The 19,532-nt window shown below is 75.5% G+C and carries 17 protein-coding genes; 7 read left to right on the top strand and 10 right to left on the bottom strand.

All coding sequences use genetic code 11. The features are described 5' to 3' along the window. Positions 1–29 precede the first annotated feature (29 nt). The gene (locus RDV89_RS07105; RefSeq protein WP_315732704.1) at positions 30–1,571 is read right to left on the bottom strand and encodes an outer membrane protein assembly factor BamB family protein; all 1,542 of its coding nucleotides are present in this window, start codon (positions 1,569–1,571) and stop codon (positions 30–32) included. 141 nt (positions 1,572–1,712) lie between these two features. On the opposite strand from RDV89_RS07105, the gene RDV89_RS07100 reads away from it, so the two are divergent. Further along, positions 1,713–3,656, top strand: a complete 1,944-nt coding sequence (locus RDV89_RS07100) for an anthranilate synthase family protein (protein ID WP_315732262.1) — start codon at positions 1,713–1,715, stop codon at positions 3,654–3,656. Between the two features lie 18 nt (positions 3,657–3,674). Then, the gene (locus tag RDV89_RS07095; RefSeq protein WP_315732261.1) at positions 3,675–4,289 is read left to right on the top strand and encodes an anthranilate synthase component II; all 615 of its coding nucleotides are present in this window, start codon (positions 3,675–3,677) and stop codon (positions 4,287–4,289) included. On the opposite strand, the gene RDV89_RS07090 is transcribed toward RDV89_RS07095, so the two are convergent. Beyond that, complete coding sequence (locus RDV89_RS07090) at positions 4,276–6,297, bottom strand: putative Ig domain-containing protein (RefSeq protein ID WP_315732260.1); 2,022 nt, start codon at positions 6,295–6,297, stop codon at positions 4,276–4,278. The two genes, RDV89_RS07095 and RDV89_RS07090, sit on opposite strands and share 14 nt — an antisense overlap. A gap of 142 nt (positions 6,298–6,439) precedes the next feature. Here RDV89_RS07090 and RDV89_RS07085 point away from each other — a divergent pair, with 142 nt between their 5' ends. Beyond that, positions 6,440–7,777, top strand: coding sequence for an anthranilate synthase component I family protein (locus RDV89_RS07085; protein WP_315732259.1), 1,338 nt, complete (start codon positions 6,440–6,442; stop codon positions 7,775–7,777). On the opposite strand, the gene RDV89_RS07080 is transcribed toward RDV89_RS07085, so the two are convergent. The 8 genes from RDV89_RS07080 to RDV89_RS07045 all read right to left on the bottom strand — a co-directional run bounded on the left by RDV89_RS07080 (position 7,737) and on the right by RDV89_RS07045 (position 16,059). Further along, positions 7,737–8,312, bottom strand: coding sequence for a DUF3558 family protein (locus RDV89_RS07080; protein WP_315732258.1), 576 nt, complete (start codon positions 8,310–8,312; stop codon positions 7,737–7,739). The genes RDV89_RS07085 and RDV89_RS07080 overlap by 41 nt on opposite strands. Next, positions 8,305–9,705 carry a S1C family serine protease gene (locus tag RDV89_RS07075; protein WP_315732257.1) on the bottom strand — a complete coding sequence of 467 codons (1,401 nt, stop codon included), beginning with the start codon at positions 9,703–9,705 and terminating at the stop codon, positions 8,305–8,307. Before RDV89_RS07075 ends, RDV89_RS07080 begins: the two co-directional genes overlap by 8 nt. Before the next feature lie 1,511 nt (positions 9,706–11,216). Then, complete coding sequence (locus RDV89_RS07070; protein WP_315732256.1) at positions 11,217–12,689, bottom strand: sensor histidine kinase; 1,473 nt, start codon at positions 12,687–12,689, stop codon at positions 11,217–11,219. Then, entirely contained in the window at positions 12,686–13,381 is a 696-nt protein-coding gene (locus RDV89_RS07065) for a response regulator transcription factor (RefSeq protein ID WP_315732255.1), read from the bottom strand. The genes RDV89_RS07070 and RDV89_RS07065 overlap by 4 nt, the downstream gene beginning before the upstream one ends. Before the next feature lie 63 nt (positions 13,382–13,444). Then, positions 13,445–14,320 carry a fructosamine kinase family protein gene (locus RDV89_RS07060; protein ID WP_315732254.1) on the bottom strand — a complete coding sequence of 292 codons (876 nt, stop codon included), beginning with the start codon at positions 14,318–14,320 and terminating at the stop codon, positions 13,445–13,447. Further along, positions 14,317–14,892: a low molecular weight protein-tyrosine-phosphatase gene (locus RDV89_RS07055; RefSeq protein ID WP_315732253.1), complete on the bottom strand. Its 576-nt coding sequence runs from the start codon at positions 14,890–14,892 to the stop codon at positions 14,317–14,319. The genes RDV89_RS07060 and RDV89_RS07055 overlap by 4 nt, the downstream gene beginning before the upstream one ends. Further along, entirely contained in the window at positions 14,889–15,284 is a 396-nt protein-coding gene (locus tag RDV89_RS07050) for a phage holin family protein (RefSeq protein ID WP_315732252.1), read from the bottom strand. Before RDV89_RS07050 ends, RDV89_RS07055 begins: the two co-directional genes overlap by 4 nt. Positions 15,285–15,330: 46 nt before the next feature. Continuing rightward, entirely contained in the window at positions 15,331–16,059 is a 729-nt protein-coding gene (locus RDV89_RS07045; RefSeq protein WP_315732251.1) for a GntR family transcriptional regulator, read from the bottom strand. A gap of 70 nt (positions 16,060–16,129) precedes the next feature. Between RDV89_RS07045 and RDV89_RS07040 the strand changes: the two genes are divergently transcribed. From RDV89_RS07040 to RDV89_RS07025, 4 genes are read left to right on the top strand one after another with little or no spacing between them, the layout of a single operon-like run. Further along, a complete protein-coding gene (locus RDV89_RS07040) occupies positions 16,130–17,089 on the top strand; it encodes a dimethylarginine dimethylaminohydrolase family protein (protein WP_315732250.1) in 960 nt (319 codons plus the stop codon). Positions 17,090–17,126: 37 nt separating this feature from the next. Beyond that, positions 17,127–17,681, top strand: a complete 555-nt coding sequence (locus RDV89_RS07035) for a VanZ family protein (protein ID WP_315732249.1) — start codon at positions 17,127–17,129, stop codon at positions 17,679–17,681. Between the two features lie 9 nt (positions 17,682–17,690). After that, complete coding sequence (locus RDV89_RS07030) at positions 17,691–18,791, top strand: histidinol-phosphate transaminase (RefSeq protein ID WP_315732248.1); 1,101 nt, start codon at positions 17,691–17,693, stop codon at positions 18,789–18,791. 9 nt (positions 18,792–18,800) lie between these two features. Further along, positions 18,801–19,532 carry an aspartate/glutamate racemase family protein gene (locus tag RDV89_RS07025; RefSeq protein WP_315732247.1) on the top strand — a complete coding sequence of 244 codons (732 nt, stop codon included), beginning with the start codon at positions 18,801–18,803 and terminating at the stop codon, positions 19,530–19,532.

Below are 19,532 nucleotides of genomic sequence, written 5' to 3'. Positions count from 1 at the left end.
GGGTGACCGGTGGGTGGCCGGTCGGGGCGTCAGGTGTCCTGGTCGCCCAGGAGGACGATCCGGTCGAGCATGGCGACGGCGGCCTGCCCCGGACCGGTGGGCGTGGTGCTCCAGATCGTCTCCGTCGTGGTGAGGCCGGCGGTGACGGCGCCGGTGCGGTCCTCCAGGACGAGCACCGCGGCTGCTCCCGGGGCCGCCTCCACGGCGGCGAGGAACGGGTTGCTGGAGCGACCCGCCGGCGACAGCAGCACGGCGGCGCCGTGCCCGGACGTGAGAGTCGGCACGTGGGCGGGGTCGGAGAGGGGCCGGCGCCACAGCTGCCGCCCGGTCGCGGGGTCGAGGCCCTCCACGTGCGCACCCGCGCGTCGCAGGACCACGTCGTCGCCCGGCACGGCGTCGCCGCCCGAGCCGGCGATCTCTGCCCACCGACCGGTCGTCGCGTCGACCACGACGGAGCCGGACGGACCGTCCGCGTGGAGGTACCGGTCGCCGGCCGTGACCCCCTCGATGAGGCAGGGCGGCTCGCTCGTCCACGTGAGGACGCCCTCGGCGTCGACGGCGTCGAGTCGACAACGGCCCGCGGTCGTGGCCGGGCCGGCGTCGTGGACGACGAGGTCGCCGACGACCGCGACGACGTCCTGGATCTCGAGGTCCGCGACGGACGCGCCGTCCGCGGCGTCGACGATCTCGGCGGGTACGCGGGTGCCGGCGGGCCGCTCGGCGGGCGACGGCGAGTCCGGCGCTGCGACGACCGCGACCCGGGGCAGGGCCGGGTGACCGACCCGGGCGACGTGGACCGGTGCGTTCGTCGACGGGGCCCCGGAGCCGACGCCCGACCACGGCGCCCCCGGGCGGGACCACACCTGCCGACCGTCGGGGCCGATCCCCACGTAGGAGCACGAGCGGGCGGCGGGCCCGCACGCCACGACGACCAGGACGCCGTCCGCAGCGGCCACGGGGCGGGCGTACGCCTCGTGCTCGACCACCACCTGGCCGCCGGCCGCGGGCCCGTCGTCCGTCGGGCCCGCGACGTGGCGCCACAGCTCGTCGCCGGCTGGCGAGAGCCAGACGGCCTCCCGGAGACCGTCGGTCCCGGCGAACCGCACCAGCACGTGACCGTCGGCGGCGACGTCGAAGCCGCCGACCGGGGCCGGGCCCGTGGCGGACCACAGGACCCGACCGTCGGCGCGGTCCACCGCGTGCAGACCGTCCTGGTCGGCGAAGAGAAGACCCGAGGAGTGCACCCGCACGTCCTGCGCGGGCCCGGCCGTGTCGAGGCTCCACAGCGCGTCGCCCGTGCGGGCGGCCTGAGCGAGGTGCCACGGCACGACCACCGAGGCCACGGCGGCGAGCACGACCACGCCGACCGATGCGGCCCGGGGGCGGCCGCGCAGCCCGAGGACAGCCAGTGCGGTGCCCGCGGCAGCGGTCACGCCGGCGCCGATCAGGTAGACCGCGACCGGACCACCCCGCAGGAGGCACGCCACGGCCGTGACGGCGCCGACCGCGAGGACGGTGCACCAGCCCGCCAGCTGGCTCGCCCTCGCCGCTCCGCGGTCCCCGTCGGTCATCGTCACGCCCGATTCGCTGAGTCGTCGTTCTAACGGACGCGGTGTTCCCGGCGACCGGGCCGCGGAAACCGGATCCCCCGCGGCCGTCGGCGTCGGGTGGCCGGTCGGGGGCGGCGCCGCGCGAGAAGTAGGCTCCGGGCCATGACCGAGCAGCCCGCCGCCCCCCTGAACGCCGAGGACGCCCTCGCCGCGCTCCAGGGGCACGAGGCGTGGGCGATCATCCGCCGCTCGACCAGGTCGGGCGACCGCGACACCGTCGGCCTGGTCGGCGGGCGCCGCTGGGTGGCCGAGTCGCTGCTCGACATCCCGCTCGAGACCGGCGTGCCCGAGCCGGGCCGCCAGTGCGACCGTCTCGTCGCCGTGCCGTTCCGCCAGATCTCCGAGCGGGGGTTCGAGGCCCACGACGACGGGACGCCGCTGGTGGTCGTCGACGTCGAGGAGGAGCACGAGTTCTCGGTCGAGGCGATGCTCGACGTGCTGCCGACCGGGGACGTCGAGTTCACCGACCGCGGTGGCTTCGACGTCGACGACGAGTCGTACGGCGAGATCGTGAAGCAGATCATCTCCGACGAGATCGGGCAGGGCGAGGGCGCCAACCTGGTGATCGGGCGGCAGTACCACGCGGTCGTGGCCGACTGGAGCGCCGAGAAGGCGCTGACCGTCTACCGCCGCCTGCTGGCCCGCGAGCGCGGGGCGTACTGGACCTTCCTGTTCTTCACCGGCGACCGCTACCTCGTGGGCGCCAGCCCCGAGCGCCACGTCAGCGTGCACGGCGGCGACGTGCGGATGAACCCGATCTCCGGCACCTTCCGCCTGCCGCGGGAGGCGGACGCCGGCGCCCTGAAGCGCGACCTCCTCGACTTCCTCAGGGACGAGAAGGAGATCTACGAGCTCTTCATGGTCGTCGACGAGGAGCTGAAGATGATGTGCGACCTGTGCCACGAGGGTGGCCAGGTGCTCGGCCCGTTCCTCAAGCCGATGTCGCACCTCGTGCACACCGAGTACCTGCTGGCCGGACGCACCGACCGCGACGTGCGCGAGGTCCTGCGCGACACCATGTACGCCGCGACCGTCACCGGCAGCCCGGTCGAGAACGCGTGCCGCCTGATCAAGCAGTACGAGCCGGCCGGGCGCGGCTACTACGCCTCGGCGCTCGCGATCCTCGGCCGCGACGCCCACGGTGCGCCCGTCCTCGACAGCCCGATCGTGATCCGCACCGCCGACGTCGACCTCGAGGGCCGGCTCACGGTCACGGCCGGCGCCACCCTGGTGCGCGACTCCGACCCCGCGTACGAGGTCGCAGAGACCCACGCGAAGGCCAGCGGCATCCTCAGCGCCTTCGGTCTCGTGCCCGCCGCGCCGGCGACGGCGGTCGACGTCGAGGAGCTGACCGCCGACGAGGACGTGCTGCTCGCGCTCAACGCCCGCAACCGCCGCCTCTCGACCTTCTGGCTCGCCGACCAGGCCGGCGAGGAGCCCGATCCCGACCTCGCCGGGCGCAGCGTGGTCGTCCTCGACGGCGAGGACGACTTCGTCAACATGCTGCGCCACGTCCTCGGCGTGCTGGGCATGCGCAGCGAGGTGGTGCGCCACGAGCAGTACGCCCCCGGCGTGCTCGACGGCTTCGACCTCGTGATCGTGGGCCCCGGCCCGGGCGACCCGCGCGACGACGACGACCCCAAGATGGCCAACCTGCGGGCCGCGGTCGCCGAGCTCTCGGCGGCGCAGCGACCCTTCCTGGCCGTCTGCCTCGGCCACCAGGCGCTGTGCCACCACCTGGGGCTGCCGCTGCACTTCAAGGACATCGTCTTCCAGGGCACGCAGTCGCCGGTACGCATCGACGGGCACGTCGAGCGCGTCGGCTTCTACAACACCTTCGTCGGACGCGTGCCCACCGAGGCCGTCGGGCCCGGAGGTCGGGCCGAGCTCGGCGACGGCGTCCACGTCGAGGCCGACCCGGCCACCGGCGACGTGCACCTCGTGGCGGGCCCGCACTTCCGCGGCATCCAGTTCCACGCCGAGTCGATCCTGACGCAGAACGGCTTCGCGCTGCTGCACCGGCTCGTGCGGGACCTGCTGGTCTGAGACCGACGGGGGACGGGCGTGGGCACGCGGCCGGACGTCGTGCTGGTCGACCACCGCGACTCCTACACGCACAACCTGGCGCACCTGGTCGCCGCGGTGACGGGCGTCCTGCCCCGCGTCGTGCAGCACGACGAGGTCGACGCCGACGACGTGCTGTCCCACTCGCACGTCGTGCTGTCGCCGGGCCCCGGCCACCCCGGATCCCCGACCGACTTCGCGGTCGGCCGGGCCGTGCTCGCGACGGGCACCCGTCCCGTGCTGGGGGTCTGCCTCGGGCTGCAGGGCCTCGTGACGGTCCACGGCGGGGAGGTGACCCGTCGCCGCCCCGCCCACGGCGAGGTCGCGCGGGTCGAGCACGACGGGCGCGGGGTGCTCGCCGGCCTGCCGCAGGGCTTCGCGGCGGTGCGCTACCACTCGCTCGGCGTGGTGCGCCTGCCCGCGTGCCTGGAGGTGACGGCCACCTGCGCGGACGACGAGGCCCGCGACGGCGGCCACCCGGACGGCCCCGCGGAGCGCGTGGTGATGGGCGTACGCCACCGCGACCTGCCCCAGGAGGCCGTGCAGTTCCACCCCGAGTCCGTGCTCAGCGAGCACGGGGAGGCCCTGGTGCGGAACTTCCTCAGCGCACCGTGACGGTCCACGTCGTCGGCACGACCTGGCGGTAGCCGTCGCGCACCTGGACGCGCACCTGCCAGGTGCCCGCCCGCGTCGGCCGGCCCTGCACGTCCACGGAACGTCCGTCGGGCGCGACGACCGCCCGCAGCCCGGTCGGCAGACCGGTGACCGTCCAGGCGTAAGCCGGGATCCCGCCCGTCACGCGCACCGTCGTGCGGTGCCAGCGGTCGCGCGGCAGGGTCGCGGCCGGCCGCGGGGCGCCGAGGCTGGGCCGCGTGGGCGCGACGGTGACGCGCAGCTGCTGGGTGACCTCGCGGCCGCCGCTGCGCACCGCGACGGTGACGCTGCTCGTCCCGTGGACCGTCGGCCGGCCGGACAGGGTGCCGTCGGCCGACAGGCTCAACCAGGACGGCAGCGGGGTGGCCGCGCGCCAGGCGTACGTCCCCGTGCCTCCGCTGGCCGCCAGCCGCAGGGAGTACGCCGTGCCCACGCGCGCCGCGGGCAGGTTCGGGTCGGTCGTGACGCGCGGCGGGGTGTCGGCGCCGACCCCCGTGGCGAGCAGGGTGTAGCTGCCCAGCGAGCCGTAGTCGGAGTAGCGGCCGAGCGTGCGGGGGTTGCCGTTCCCGACCCCGTCGACGGTCACCGACCAGAGCTGGCCGAGCGGCACCGTGCCGGTCCACGACGCGCCCATGCCCTGCGCGGTGCTGCGCGAGGTCGGCCGCGACGGCGGGTCGACGACCGCCCGCACGGTGCCGGCGGCGTCGCGCACGGTCAGCGCGACATCGAGGTTGGGGTGGTGCGTCCCGGTCGAGGCCGCCACGGTCGCCGGGGCGCCGCTGCCGCGGAACGTCCAGGTGTCGGTGTCGGCGCGGGTGCCGATCACGCCGGACGCGGGCACCCGGTCGAGCAGCCGGGTGCCCTCGCTCTCATCGGCGCGTCGGGGCAGCGACCGGCCGATGATCGCCACGTCGTCCTCGCGGTTCGTGGCCCCCGGGTACTCCCCGGACGACCACTGGCTGATCGGCACGACCCACGGCGCGCCCATGATCGGGCCCCAGCCGTCGTCGCCGAAGTAGTACGCGTCGCCGCCCCGCCCGTCGTGCCCCAGGCCGAAGGTGTGGCCGACCTCGTGGGAGACCGTGCCGCCGAGACCGCTGACCGGTCCGCCCGAGCTGAACGCCCAGGCCAGGCCGGTGAAGCGGCTCTCGGCGCCCACGGTGCCGAACGCGTCCAGCACGGCGATCCCGCCGCACTCGCAGTCACGGTCGACGAGCATGTCCTGGGTGATCGCGACCCGCACGCCGTACTGTCGGTCGCGCGCGTCGCGCCGCTCGAGGCGCTCCCGCGGGGGCGGCGCCGTGGTGACGTCGACCTGGTACGGCGCGAAGTCCTCGGCCGCCGACGCCCACACCGCGCGGACGGCGTCGAGCTCGACCGCGGAGAACGCCGGGGAGGAGTCGAGCGAGAACGGCGGGTACGTGATCGAGGAACGGCCGTACACCTCGTTCCAGTACGTGCCCCGCACCGTGCCGCCGACGAAGTCGAGGTAGATGGTGAGGTCCGCGCCCGGCAGGGAGGACAGGGCGAACGGGTCGGCGCCGGCCGCTGCCGCCGCGTACGGCCCCGTCGCGTCGACGCCCGCCCCCTCGGCGGTGTCCGCGTGGTGCTCGGTGTGGCCGTGGTCGTGGTCGTGGCCGCCGTCGGCGGCCGTCGGATCGAGGTGCACCACCTCGCCGCACGACCCCACCCACACGCTCGGGTCGGTGACCGCCTCCTCGACGCGGGCCCGGACCTGGGCCTCGCCGGCGCCGGGCGCGACCGACGTCAGTGCCTCGGTCAGCGCCTCCTCGACGACCGGCAGCTCCGCCGCGTCGGCCTCGACGGCCTGCACCTGCTCCGGCAGGACGGGGTCCGAGCAGCGCGACGAGGCCCCGCTCGCCACGGCGGGCGCCACGGGCACGACGAGCAGGAGGGCGGCCGCGACGACACCGGCGGCAGCGGCGGCGACCGTGCTGGTGACGCGCATCCGACCCCCCCTCCGCGGCCGCGCACCGTTGCGGGGGCCAGGAGCAGAATCTAGGGCCTCGGCGGGCCGCGCGTGGCCCGCTGTCCACAACCGGTCGGGCCACGCCCGCCGGCCCGCGCCGTCGACCACGTAGCGTGCGGCCGTGACCCGCCCCGACCGCGACCCCGCCGAGGTCGACCTGGACGCGCTGGTCGCCGCGCACCCCCGCTGCGTGTGGCTGGACGGCGGCGCCGGCCGGGAGTGGTCGGGCCGCACCTCCTGGGTCGCCGGGCTCGACGAGGACGACGTCTCGCTGACCTACGACGCCGTGGCCGGCGAGGTCGTGCGCTGGACGGGACGCCCCGGGCGCTGGCGCCGCACGGTCGTCGGCGACGACCCCTTCGCCGTGCTCGCCGCCGAGGTCGCCGAGCAGCCGCGGGCCCGGTGGTTCGGCTACCTGGGCTACGCCGCGCGCCGCGACCTGCCCGCGCTGCTCGACGCCGACGACCCGCCCGAGGCGGTGTGGTTGCGCCCGAGCCGGGTGCGGCGCGTCGAGCACCCCGGGCACCCCGGAGGCTCCGGCACGGCGGACACCGGTGCACCAGGTCACGACACGCCGGACGTGCTCGCGGCGGCCGCGCCGACGGCGTACCGCTCCGGCTTCGAGCGCGTGCAGGAGGCCCTGCACGCCGGCGACTCCTACGAGGTCAACCTGACGCTGCGCCACCGCGAGTGCACGGGAGCAGCGCCCGCGGAGGTCTACCGCCGGCTGCGGGCGGCCAACCCGGCGCCGTACGCGGGCTTCCTCGCCCACGACGTCGACGTGCCCGGCCGGCGCTCGCGGGCGTGGCTGGCGAGCAGCTCCCCGGAGCGGTACGCCCGCCTGCGTCGCGACGCAGGCGGCGTCGTGCTGGAGGCGAAGCCGATGAAGGGCACGGCGCCGCGCGGCGCGGACGCCGCTGACGACGCCGCGCGCGTCGCGGCCCTGCGCGCCGACACGAAGGTGCGGGCGGAGAACCTGATGATCGTCGACCTGCTGCGCAACGACGTCGGCTCGGTCAGCGACCCGGGCACGGTCGAGGTGCCGGAGCTGATGGAGGTCGAGACGTACGCCGGCGTGCACCAGCTCGTCTCGTCCGTGCGCGGCCGGCTGCGCGCCGGGACCGGGGTCGTCGACGCCGTGCGCGCCCTCTTCCCCGCCGGCTCCATGACCGGCGCGCCCAAGCTGCGCACCATGGAGGTCGTCGCGGAGGCCGAGACCAGCGCGCGGGGGCCGTACGCCGGTGCGTTCGGCTGGCTGGACGGTGACGGCGCCGACCTCGCCGTCGTGATCCGCAGCCTGACCAGCGCCGACGGCGCGACCTGGTCGGCCGGGACCGGCGGCGGGATCACCGTGCGCTCGGACCTCGACGAGGAGTGGGCCGAGGCCGGCTGGAAGCTGGCGCGGGTCGTGCCGGCGCTCAGGTCGCCTGGGCGACCATCGCCTCCAGCAGCCTCGTGAGCGCGGCGACCTGCTGGTCGGTGTCGTAGGGCGCCTGGACCAGCAGGTTCGCGATGTCGACGGTGCCGCCCGCGGCGGCCACCGCGCTGAGCGCGAGCGTCTCCTCGTCGGCGGCCGTGATCAGCCGGGCGGCGTCCGCGCCGGCGACCGCGAGGTCGGTGGTGTCCGCGGTGATCGAGCCCACGGCCTCCTGCCAGACCTGCTCGAAGTCCGCGTTCGAGACGTACGTCGTCGTCGACAGCACGACGATGTCCGTGGCCGGGTCGGTGTAGGAGCAGCCGCGGTAGACCGACGCCCCCGCGCTCTCGGCCTGGAGGTCGGGCACGCCGACCAGGTCGGACAGCTCGGCGACGTCGATGGCCTCGCAGGGGTCGGGGACCTCCTGGCCGTCCACGGTCGGGAAGCTGCTGGCGGTCGAGGTGCTGCGCGGGCCCGAGGCGTCGTCGGCGCCGTCGTCGGAGCAGCCCGTCAGGGCGACGCCGGCGGCCAGCGCGAGGCCGACCGCGGCGGCCGCGCGGGAGCGTACGTCAGTCATCCAGGTCGCTGCCCAACGTCACGTCGATGGTCTCCTCGTTGCCCTGCCGGTCGATGTAGGTCACCTCCACCTCCTCGTCCGGCGCGAAGGTGAGGACGGCCGTCAGCAGCGCCTCGCGACTGTTCACGTGCACGTCGCCGACCTGGATGATCATGTCACCCTCGGTCAGACCGGCCTCGTCGGCCGCCCCACCCGCGCGGAGCTCCACGATGGCCGCGGCGCCGTCGACGATGTTCTCCACCGTCGCCGTCTCCGCGCCCACGCCGAGGGAGGCGTGGTCGACGTCCTCGCCCGCGCGGATCTGGTCGGTCACGCGGCCGACCTCGTCGATCGGGATGGCGTAGCTGATGCCGATGAACCCGGCGTCGTAGCCCCGCTCGGTCTGGGCGAGCTCGATGGCGCCGTTGATGCCGACGACCTCGCCGCGCAGGTTGACCAGCGGCCCGCCCGAGTTGCCCGAGTTCACCGCCGCGTCGGTCTGGATGGCGGGGTACGCGACCGTCTCCAGGCCGCCGCCCTCCAGCACGAAGGGACGGTCGAGGGCGCTGACGATGCCGGCCGTGACGGTCGACTGCAGGCCGTACGGCGCGCCGATCGCGACCACCGCCTGCCCCACCTCGGTGGCGTCGGAGGAGCCGAGCGAGGCGACCACGAGGTCGTCTGGCACCTCGGTCAGCTCGAGGAGCGCCACGTCGAGCAGGGGGTCGCTGCCGACGACCTCGGCCGTGCCGAACGTGCCGTCGTAGAACGTGATGACGATGTCGGCGCCCCGCGAGGCGCCGTCGACGACGTGGTGGTTGGTGAGGATCTCGCCGTCCTCGGAGACCACGAAGCCGGAGCCCTGCGAGTAGCCGCCGCCCAGCGGGACGTTGATCTGCACCACGGCGGGCAGCACGGTGTTCGCGATGTCGTTGACCGAGACCAGGTCGAGCGGGTCGATGCTCTCCGTGTCGAGCTGGTCGGCCGAGATCCGGGTGTCGCCGTCGCCGTCCTCGCCGCCGGAGGACGAGGAGAAGATGGAGTCGTCGTCCACCAGCGCCGACCACCCCGCCGCGCCGCCGATGCCCCCGAACAGGCCGAGGACCATGGCGCCGATCAGCACGCCCGAGGCCAGCCGCCCCTGGCCGCGGGGAGCCGGCGCGGGGGCGTGGAGCTGCTGCGGACGGCCGGGCCCGTTCGGGTTGTTCGGTCCGCCCGGGGTGGGTACGCCTCGCGGCGGGCCGGGCGGTCGACCCCCGGGAGGGCCGCCGTACCCGCCCGCGGGCGGCCCGGGCTGCTGCGGGCCGGGCTGCTGCGGCCGCCCCGGCTGGCCGGGCTGCTGGGGCTGCTGGGGCGGTCCCGCCGGACGGATGGCCTGGTGCGGACGCGTCGCGTCGGGCGGCTGCTCGCTCATGGGGGCGATCCTTACCCCGTTCGTCGTGCGGTTGCACCTGTGCGCGCCGGTGGAGAGAAAACGCGGACCGGGACCGAGAAAACGCGGACCGACGGGGCCGCTGGCGCCGGCCGGGTCCGCGTTCTCTCCAGCGTCGTCCGCGTTTTCTCCGGCGGCGGGGAGGGGACGTCGGTCCGTCGGACGGACGTCCGGCCCGGTTCGCCTCCCCAGGGGGCACCGGCGACGCGATGCTCCACAGGTCGCCCGTCGCCCGCTCCGTCGATCCGCCCGCCGCGGTGGGATCGCCGGATGGACCACCCGCTGTCGCGCAACCGTGCGTACGTCTCCCCGGCCGACGTCGGGGAGCTGCGCCGAGCCGAGCTGCTGCGCTGGCAGGAGCGGCTCCCCGACGACGGGTGCCTGACGGGCCTGACGGCAGCGGAGCTGCGCGGCTGGTGGAGCCTGCCCGGGAGCGCCGGTGCGCCGGTCTTCGCCGCGGTCCCGGAGGACGCGCCGCACCCGGAGCCCGCGGGTCTGGTCGTGACCCGCCATGCGGTCGCGCCGCGCTTCGACACCCTGTCCGACGGCCTGCGCGTGGCCCTTCCGGGCGAGACCCTGCTCGGCTGCTGGTCGCTGAACGGGCTCGACCTCGTCCTGCTCCTCGACGCCGCTCTGGCCGTCGGGGAGGACCCGGACGAGATCACGAGGACGGCGAGGCTCCGGCGCCGAGGCGCGCCGGCGCTGCGTCGTGCGCTGGAGGAGTGCAGCCCGCGGTCGGACTCGCTGTGGGAGTCGGTCCAACGGGTCTTCCACCAGCGGATGGGCGTCGAGGTCGAACCGCAGCCCGAGCTCGACACGACCGGCGGCCGTCTCTACGCCGACCTGCGCATCGTCGGCACGCGGCGGATCCACGAGTACGACGGCGCCCACCACCTCGACCCCGCCCAGCAGCGGGCGGACCTGCGCCGGGCCCGCGCGCTCGTCGCCCTGGGGCTCGAACGCAACGGCTACACCAGCCACGACCTCCTCGCCCGGCCCGTCGCCGTCCTGGCCGACATCGACCGGGCGGTCGGTCGGGTGCACGACCCCTCCCGCGTACGCCCGTGGGTCGCGACCCTGCGCACGTCGCTGCTCACCCCCGCCGGCCGGAACGCCGCGCACCAGCGGTGGGCGCTCGCCGCCGCTGGACGCGCGGCCCGCCGAGGCGCGAGGCGTCGCACCGGCGCCGATCGCACGGCAGCCATCCGACGTGCCCCCGGCAGCCTGAGTCGCCGGCCTTCGGCGCCCTGGACCGACCGCCCTGGACCGACCGCCCTGGACCGACCGCCCTGGACCGACCGCATCGGGAAAGAAAACGCGGACCGGGTCCGAGAAAACGCGGACGCACCGGCGCCCAGACTGGGGCGGAGTCCGCGTTTTCTCCAGCGCGGTCCGCGTTTTCTCCTGGCCGGGCTCGGGCCGGCGCTCGGGCCCGGCGCTCGGGACCGGCGCTCGGGACCGGCGCTCGAGACCGGCGCTCGGCCCCGGCCCCCTCAGACCGACACGTCGGCCGAGGGGTGCAGGGGCGAGCCGGGCAGCTGCAGGGTGAGGCGCGCGCCTCCGGCCGGGGACGTCCCGGCGCTGGCGGTGCCGGCGTGGCGCTCGGCGACCTGGTGCACGATCGAGAGCCCGAGCCCCGAGCCCGGCATGCTCCGCGCGTCGGTCGAGCGGAAGAACCGGTCGAAGACGTAGGGCTGGTCGGCCTCGGGGATGCCCGGGCCCTCGTCGTCGACGGTGAGGATGCCGTTGGCCAGCGTGGCGACGACGCGGCCGTCGGTGGGGCTCCACTTCGCGGCGTTGTCGAGCAGGTTCGTGATCGCGCGCTCGAGGCCGTGCGAGTCGCCGACCACCCACCAGGGCGCGGCGCGCACCTCGAAGGTGACGCTCGGGGCGCGCAACCGCACGCGGGACACGGCCCGGTCGAGGACCTCGACGAGCGCGACCGGCTCGACGGTGTGGCGGACCTGCTCGTCGCGGGCGAGCTCGACGAGGTCGCCGATGAGGGTGCTGAGCTCGACGATCTGGGCGCGGACGTCGTCGATCAGCTCGCCGCGGGTCTCGGCCGACAGACCGGCGCCGGCCTGCTCGGCCTGGGCGAGGAGGTCGAGGTTGGTGCGCAGCGACGTCAGGGGCGTCTTGAGCTCGTGGCTGGCGTCGGCGACGAGCTGGCGCTGCCGCTCGCGCGACGCGCTCAGCGACGTCAGCATCTGGTTGAACGCGGTGGCCAGGCGGGCGATCTCGTCGTCGCCCTCCACGTGCAGCGGGGTCAGCTCCTCGGTGCGGGCGATGTCCTCGACGGCGTCGGTCAACCGCCGCACCGGGCGCAGGCCGTTGCGGGCCACCGCGGTGCCGGCGACCGAGGCCAGCAGCACCCCGGTGCCGCCGAAGAGCAGCATCACGAGGCCGAGCTTGCCGAGGAAGCGCTGCTGCGAGTCGGTGCTCTGGGCGAGCATGAGGGCACCGACCACGGCCCTCGTGTCCTCGTCGACGATCGGCACCGTGGCGATCCGGTAGTGCTGGCTCCCGAGCGTGATGCTGCGCATCGCCGGGCCGGGCGAGTCGCCGTCGACGACGTCCCAGACGGCGTCGTTGGACGGCAGCGGGTCCTGCGACCCCAGGGTCATCACGCGGCCGTCCTGGAAGAGCGCGGTGAGCCGGATGTCGTCGAGGAACGACCCCGGCGGCAGCATCACCGAGTCCTCGTCGATCGTGGCTGCCGCGGAGGCCGCCCGCTCGACCAGCTGCTCGTCCATCGTCTCCTGCATCTGGACGCGCACGACGAGGTAGACGCTGAGCGAGAGCAGCGCGACGGTCGCGCCCACGGCGATGGTCGTCAGCAGAGTGACGCGGCTGGCCAGGGAGCGGCGGTAGTGCCAGCGCCGGGTGGGCAGCTCGGGCAGGGGGGCGGGCGAGTCCCGGAGGTCGGGCTTCGGCGGCAGCGGCGGCGCCCCGCCGGTGAGGGTCACGTCTCCTTCAGGACGTAACCCACGCCGCGCACGGTGTGGAGCAGGCGCGGCTCGTCCTCCGCCTCGGTCTTGCGGCGCAGGTAGCCCACGTAGACCTCGAGCGAGTTCGCCGTGGTCGGGAAGTCGTAGCCCCAGACCTCCTCGAGGATGAACGAGCGCTCGAGCACGCGTCGCGGGCGCCGCAGGAACATCTCCAGGAGCGCGAACTCGGTGCGGGTCAGCTCGATCAGCCGGTCGCCGCGGAAGACCTCGCGGGTGGCGAGGTCCATGGTCAGGTCGGCGAAGCCGAGCCGCTCGTCGGGCACCTCGACGGGCACGGCGCGCCGCAGCAGCGCGCGCACCCGCGCCAGCAGCTCCTCCAGCGCGAACGGCTTGGTGAGGTAGTCGTCGGCGCCGGCGTCGAGGCCCTCGACCCGCTCGCCCACGGCGTCGCGGGCGGTGAGCACGAGCACCGGGACGTCGTTGCCGGCCGCGCGCAGCGCCCGCGTCGCCTCGAGGCCGTCGAGCCGGGGCATCATCACGTCCATCACGACGAGGTCCGGGGAGGTCGACGCGATCTGCGCGAGCGCCTCCGCGCCGTCGCCGGCGGTCGTGACGGCGTACCCGTTGAACTCCAGCGAGCGCCGCAGCGAGTCGCGCACCGCGCGGTCGTCGTCGACGACGAGCACGCGGGATCCGTTCGTGTCTGCCACCCGGACAGTATGGCGACCGGGGCTGAGGCGGCGCTGAGAGTCGCCGAGAGTCGCCGGGATCGGTCAGTACGCCGCGGCGACGGCCGCCGCACGGGCGCCGTACCCGCCGCCGAACAGGGCGGCGTGGACCAGCAGCGGGAACAGCTGGTGGATCCCGGCGCGCTCGCGCCAGCCGTCGACCAGGGGGCGTCCGAGGCCGGCGGCGGTCGCCTCGTACGCCGCCAGCGCCTCGGCGAGGTGGGGGAGCCCGAAGAGCGAGAGCATCGCCAGGTCGACCTCGCGGTGGCCGCCGTAGGCCGCCGGGTCGACGACGTGCACGCTGCCGCCGGTGCCCCACAGCACGTTGCCGTTCCACAGGTCGCCGTGCAGCAGGGCGGCCGGCTCCTCCGGCACGAGGTCGGGCAGGCGCCCCAGCAGGCCCTCGACCTTGGCGGCGTCGCCGGGGAGCACGGCGCCACGGTCGCGGGCGAGCTTGAGGTAGGGCAGGACGCGACGCACGGCGTAGAACTCCGCCCACGTCGCGCCCTCGGGGGCGCGGCACGGCATCGGCAGCCTGCCGATGAACCCGTCGGTCGGTGCGCCGAGCTCGGCCGGCGCGGCGTGGGTACGCGCGAGTGCAGCGCCCAGGGTCGCCGCGGCGTCGGCGGACGGCCGGCCCGGGTCGATCCAGCGCAGCACGAGGCAGTCGGACGCGGCGGCCAGGACCTCCGGCACGGCCACGCCGTCGCGTACCCCGGCGAGCAGCGCGAGCCCGCGGGCCTCGGCCTCGAAGAAGCCGGCGGGCGCGCCGGGCTGGGTCTTCATCAGCGCGTTGCGGCCGTCGGCGAGGCGCAGGCGCGTGGCGGTGGACGTGTCGCCCCCGGCCACCGGCGAGGTGGCCGAGACCGCCACCCCGAGGAGGCTCTCGGCGCGACGCGCCAGGAGGGGCTGCCGGGTCACGGGGTGGCGCCGCCCAGCGTGGTCGCGGGGGCGGGTGCACCGGCCCCGAGGAGGTCCGCGAGCCGGGCCACGAGGGCGTCGGCCGTGCGCTCGACGGTGGCCAACGTGTCGGCGAACCCGTCGGCGCCGCCGTGGTAGGGGTCCGGCACGTCGCCCCGACCGGCGGGGTCGAGGTCGCGGAAGCGCAGCAGCCGGGCGGGGTCGTCGACGAGCGGGGCCAGGTCGGCCACGTTCGCGGCGTCCATCCCGAGCACGAGGTCGAGGTCGGCGGAGTGCTCGCGGGCGTACTGCCGGGCGCGGTGGCGGGTCGCGTCGTACCCGCCGCCCGTCAGCACCTCGGCGGAGCGCGGGTCCATGGGGCCGCCCACGTGCCAGCCGCCGGTGCCGAACGACTCCACGCCAACGCGGTCGTCGAGCCCGGCCGCCGCGAGGCGGTCCTCGATCACGACGTCGGCGACCGGCGAGCGGCAGATGTTGCCGAGGCACACGACGGCGATGCGGTACGCCGCGCCCGGGCGTCCGTGACCGGGGCGCGGGACCGGCAGCGCGACCACGGGGCCGGCCTCGGTCACGAGCGGACCTCGCGGTCGGTCACGGCCTCCACGAGCCACGTGACGACCGTGATGACGATGGAGGCGCCGAGCGCCGTCCAGAAGCCCTCCACGTGGAAGCCGATGTCGAACTGGTCCGCGATCCAGCCGGTGAACAGGAACATCGCGGCGTTCACGACGAAGAGGAACAGGCCGAGGGTCAGCAGGATCAGCGGCAGCGAGAGCAGCTTGACCACCGGCGCGACCCAGGCGGTGACGATCGAGAAGATCAGTGCCACGAGCAGCAGGGGGACGGCCTTGTCCTCGATCTGCGCCTGTCCGGAGGTGGCGCCGTCGAAGTAGATGCCGTCGAACAACCACGCGGCCACGGCGATGCCGAGCGCGTTGACCAGGACCCAGGCGACGAACTTCACGCTGCCGATCGTAGGCACCTCGTGGTGGCCGCGCGTCGCGAACGGCTCAGGCGACGCCGAGCGCGCGCAGGATGTCCTGCTCGGCCGCGGCGAGGTGGTGCTCGATCTCGTGGGCGGCCTCCTCGACGCGTCCGGCGTCGAGGAGCGCGACCAGTGCGCCGTGCGTGTCCGCCTGGTCGTGCGCGTTGCGCTCCGCGCGGTCGATCTGGGCGAGCACGAGCTTCAGCTCCGCGACCAGCGAGCGCGCCATGTGCACCAGACGGGGGGAGCCGGCGAGGCCGACGAGGGAGACGTGCACCGCGAGGTGCGTCTCGTTGAGCTCCGCGTAGGTGGCGCCGCGCCGCACGGCGTCGGTGTAGGCGCCGACGGCCGCCCGGACCTCGGACCGCTCGTCGTCGGTGGCCGCGGCCCAACGGCGTACGCCCGCCACCTCCAGCACCGCGCGCGCCCGGCAGACGTCGCGCACCGACGCGACGTCGGGGGTGGCCACGGTGACCCCCCGGTTCGGCTCGCGGGTGGCGATGCCCTCGCCCACGAGCACGCCGAGCGCCTCCCGGACGGTGGAGCGGGCGACGCCGAGCGAGGCGGCGAGGGCGAGCTCGCGCAGCGGCGTGCCGGACTCGAGGTCGCCGTCGAACACGGCCCGGCGCAGCTCGTCGGCGACCCGGTCGACGGTGGAGGTCACCTCGACGTGGAGGGCGGCGTACGGGTCGGGCACCTGCGCATTGTCGCCGACGACGCGCTCGTCGTGACGCCCGGCGCCCTCGTGTGTCACACTCCTGCACGGTCGGATTGTCGGACAATCCGACGAACCGGGTCCGGCCGGTCGACAGGAGGAGGGGCCCATGCGCACCGAGCTGATGGATCTCGCGGTCTCGAGCGTCGCCGACGCCGCGGTCGCACCGACCGCACCGGTGGCGCCGGCCGAGCTGCCGTGGGGGCGGGCGTACCTCGCGGTCAGCCCCGACCACTTCCGCGTCGACTACGTGATCAACCCGTTCATGGACCCCGCCGACCAGCCCGACCCCGAGCGCACGCGCGCCGAGTGGCACGGTCTCGTCGCGGCCCTGCGCCGCGCCGGGGCGCGGGTCGACGTGCTGCGCCAGCGCGCCGACAGCCCCGACATGGTGTACGCGATGAACCTGGGCCTCCCGGTGACCCGCGCCGACGGCTCCGAGGTGCTCGTCGCCTCGCACATGCGCTACCCCGAGCGACGCCAGGAGACGTCGAGCGCGACCGCTTGGGCGCTCGCACGGGGGCGCGAGGTCGTCGTCCTCGGCGCCGACGGCGTCGGGCCGCACCTCGAGGCCGGCGACATGTTCGCGTTCGGCGGCGAGCTCGTGGCCGGGTTCGGCCCGCGCACCGAGGAGGCCGCGCTCCTCCCGCTCGCGCAGGCGCTGGGCGTGCGCGTGCGGGGCCTGCGGATCACGCACCCGGGGATGTACCACCTCGACCTGGCGTTCTGCCCCCTCGACGAGCGCCGCGCGATGGTCTGCCCGGCGGCTTTCGACGACGCGTCGGCCCGCGCCCTGCTCGACCTCGTGCCCGACCCGCTCGTGCTGACCGAGGCCGAGGCGCTGACGTTCTGCGCCAACTCGGTGGTCGTCGGCCGCACGGTCCTGATGCCCGCCTGCCCGCCCCGTGTGCGCGCCCGGCTGGAGGAGTGGGGCTTCGAGGTGGTGCTGGTCGCGATGGAGGAGTTCCACAAGGGCGGCGGCTCCGTGCGCTGCCTGACCAACCCCCTCGACGTCGTCGTGGGCCGCGACCTGACGCCGGTCCCGGGCGGCGAGGTCGTCACGGCCTGAGGACACGACTGGGTCGCTGCGGCTACGGTCACTCGCCGTGGTGACCTTCGGCGGACCGGGCGTGATGCTGCTGGGCGCGCTCGTCTCGGGTGTGCTCGCGGCGCTGCTCGCCCTCGCGCTGGCCCGCCGCACCGGCGCGGTCTTCGCCGTCGCGGCCGCCGGTTTCTGCTGGTCGCTCGTCGTGATCGCGCTGGTGACCCTCGTGCCGGCCACCGGCGCGCCGGGCTGGGTCGCCGCCGAGACGCGGCTGGACTACTGCTCCACCGACATCGGCGGGCCGGCGCCCGACGGCTTCTGGATCTTCGACGGCGGCCAGCGCCTGCTCAACACCGCGCTCTTCGTGCCCGCCGGGGCGCTGGGCACCCTCGCGGCCTGCCGCTGGCGCTCGGCCGGCACCCTCGTGCCCCTGCTGGTGCTGGGCCTGGCCGCCTTCTCCGGCCTCATCGAGTGGACCCAGCTGGAGCTCGCCCGCCTCGACCGGGCCTGCGACCTGACCGACGTGATCGACAACGCGACGGGCGCCGCGATCGGCGCCGGCGTGGGCGTCGCGCTGGCCCTCGTCCTGCGGCCCTGGCGGGCGCGCGGGGACTAGCCTCCCGTCATGACCGAGAACCCCCCGGCCCCCGTGCCCCGGAGCAACGTGCTGGCGATCCCGGCCTACGTGCCCGGGAAGCCGCCCGTCGCGCGGCCCGGCGTCACGGCGTACAAGCTGTCGTCGAACGAGAACCCGTTCCCGCCCCTGCCCGGTGTGCTGGCCGCGGCCACCGAGGCCGCCGGCCAGATGAACCGCTACCCCGACATGGGTGCGTCGGCGCTCTACGAGGCGCTGTCCGCACGGCTCGACGTGCCCGTCGACCACCTCGCGACGGCGACCGGCTCGGTCGGTCTGCTCTACCAGCTCGTCGCCGCCTTCTGCGAGCCCGGCGACGAGGTGGTGCACGCCTGGCGCTCCTTCGAGGCGTACCCCATCGCCGTCACCGCCGGCGGCGCCGTCGGCGTGCCCGTCCCGCTGACCGTGGACGCCCGCCACGACCTCGACGCCATGGCCGCCGCGATCGGCGAGCGCACGCGGGTCGTCGTCGTGTGCACGCCCAACAACCCGACCGGGCCGGCCGTCGCGCAGGCCGAGCTCGACGCGTTCCTGGCCCGCGTGCCGTCGCACGTGCTGGTGGTCGTCGACGAGGCGTACGTCGAGTTCGTCCGCTCGCCCGACCCCGTCGACGGCGTCGCCACCGCGCTGGCCCACCCCAACGTGGTGGTCACCCGCACGTTCTCCAAGGCCTACGGCCTCGCGGGCTTCCGGGTCGGGTACGCCGTGGCGCAGCCGCCGCTGGCCGCCGCCCTGCGGGCGGTGTCCCTGCCCTTCGGCGTCTCGACCGTCGCCCAGGCCGCGGCCGTCGCCTCGCTGGCCGCCACCGACGCCCTGCTCGAGCGGGTCGACACCGTGGTGGCCCGCCGCGACCGCGTGCTCGCCGGGCTGCGCGAGCGCGGCTGGGACGTGCCCGACGCGCAGGGCAACTTCGTGTGGCTTCCGATCACGGACCCCGAGCACCTCGGCGCGTTCGTGGCGTCGGCGGAGGAGGCCGCCCTCGTGGTGCGGCCGTTCGTCGGCGACGGCGTGCGGATCAGCATCGGCGAGGAGGAGGCCTGCGACCGGCTCCTCGCGCTGCCCGGCCCGACCGGCGCGCCGATCGGGGACTGAGGGCCCGCGGTGCGCACGATCGGGATGCTCGGCGGGATGAGCTGGGAGTCGACGGCGGAGTACTACCGCCTGGCCAACCAGCTCGTCCGCGACCGCCTCGGTGGCGTCCACTCGGCGCGGCTGGTGGTCGACTCGGTCGACTTCGCCGACGTCGAGCGGCTGCAGGTCGCGGGCCGCTGGGAGGACGCCGGCGCGCTGCTCGCCGGTCGGGCCCGCGCGCTGCAGGCGGCCGGCGCGGAGCTGCTGCTGCTGTGCACCAACACGATGCACCTGGTCGTCGACGCGATCGAGGCGGCGGTCGACGTGCCGGTCCTGCACATCCTCGACGCGACGGGGGCCGCGGTGCGGGCCGCCGGCGTCGGTCGGGTGGGCCTGCTCGGCACCGCGTTCACGATGGAGCAGCCGTTCTACCGCGACCGTCTCGCCGCGCAGGGCGTGGAGGTCGTCGTGCCCGAGGCCGACGACCGGGCGCTGGTGCACCGCGTCATCTACGAGGAGCTCGTGCGCGGGGTGGTCAGCGACGCGTCGCGGGAGGCGTACACCGCCGTGATCGAACGCCTCGTGGCCCGCGGCGCACAGGGCGTGGTCCTCGGCTGCACCGAGATCGAGCTGCTGGTGGGCCCCGACGACAGCCCCGTGCCGGTCTTCCCGACGACCCGCCTGCACGTCGAGGCCGCGGTGGCCCTGGCCCTCGCGCCCCCGTCCGTGCCCCCGTCCGCGCCCCGGTCCACCGACGCGTGA

This window comes from Nocardioides imazamoxiresistens (genome assembly GCF_032378595.1).
In the GTDB taxonomy this organism is placed as follows: domain Bacteria; phylum Actinomycetota; class Actinomycetes; order Propionibacteriales; family Nocardioidaceae; genus Nocardioides; species Nocardioides imazamoxiresistens.
The sequence above is the reverse complement of the archived record's forward strand: the minus strand, read 5'-3'. Positions and strand labels throughout refer to the sequence as shown.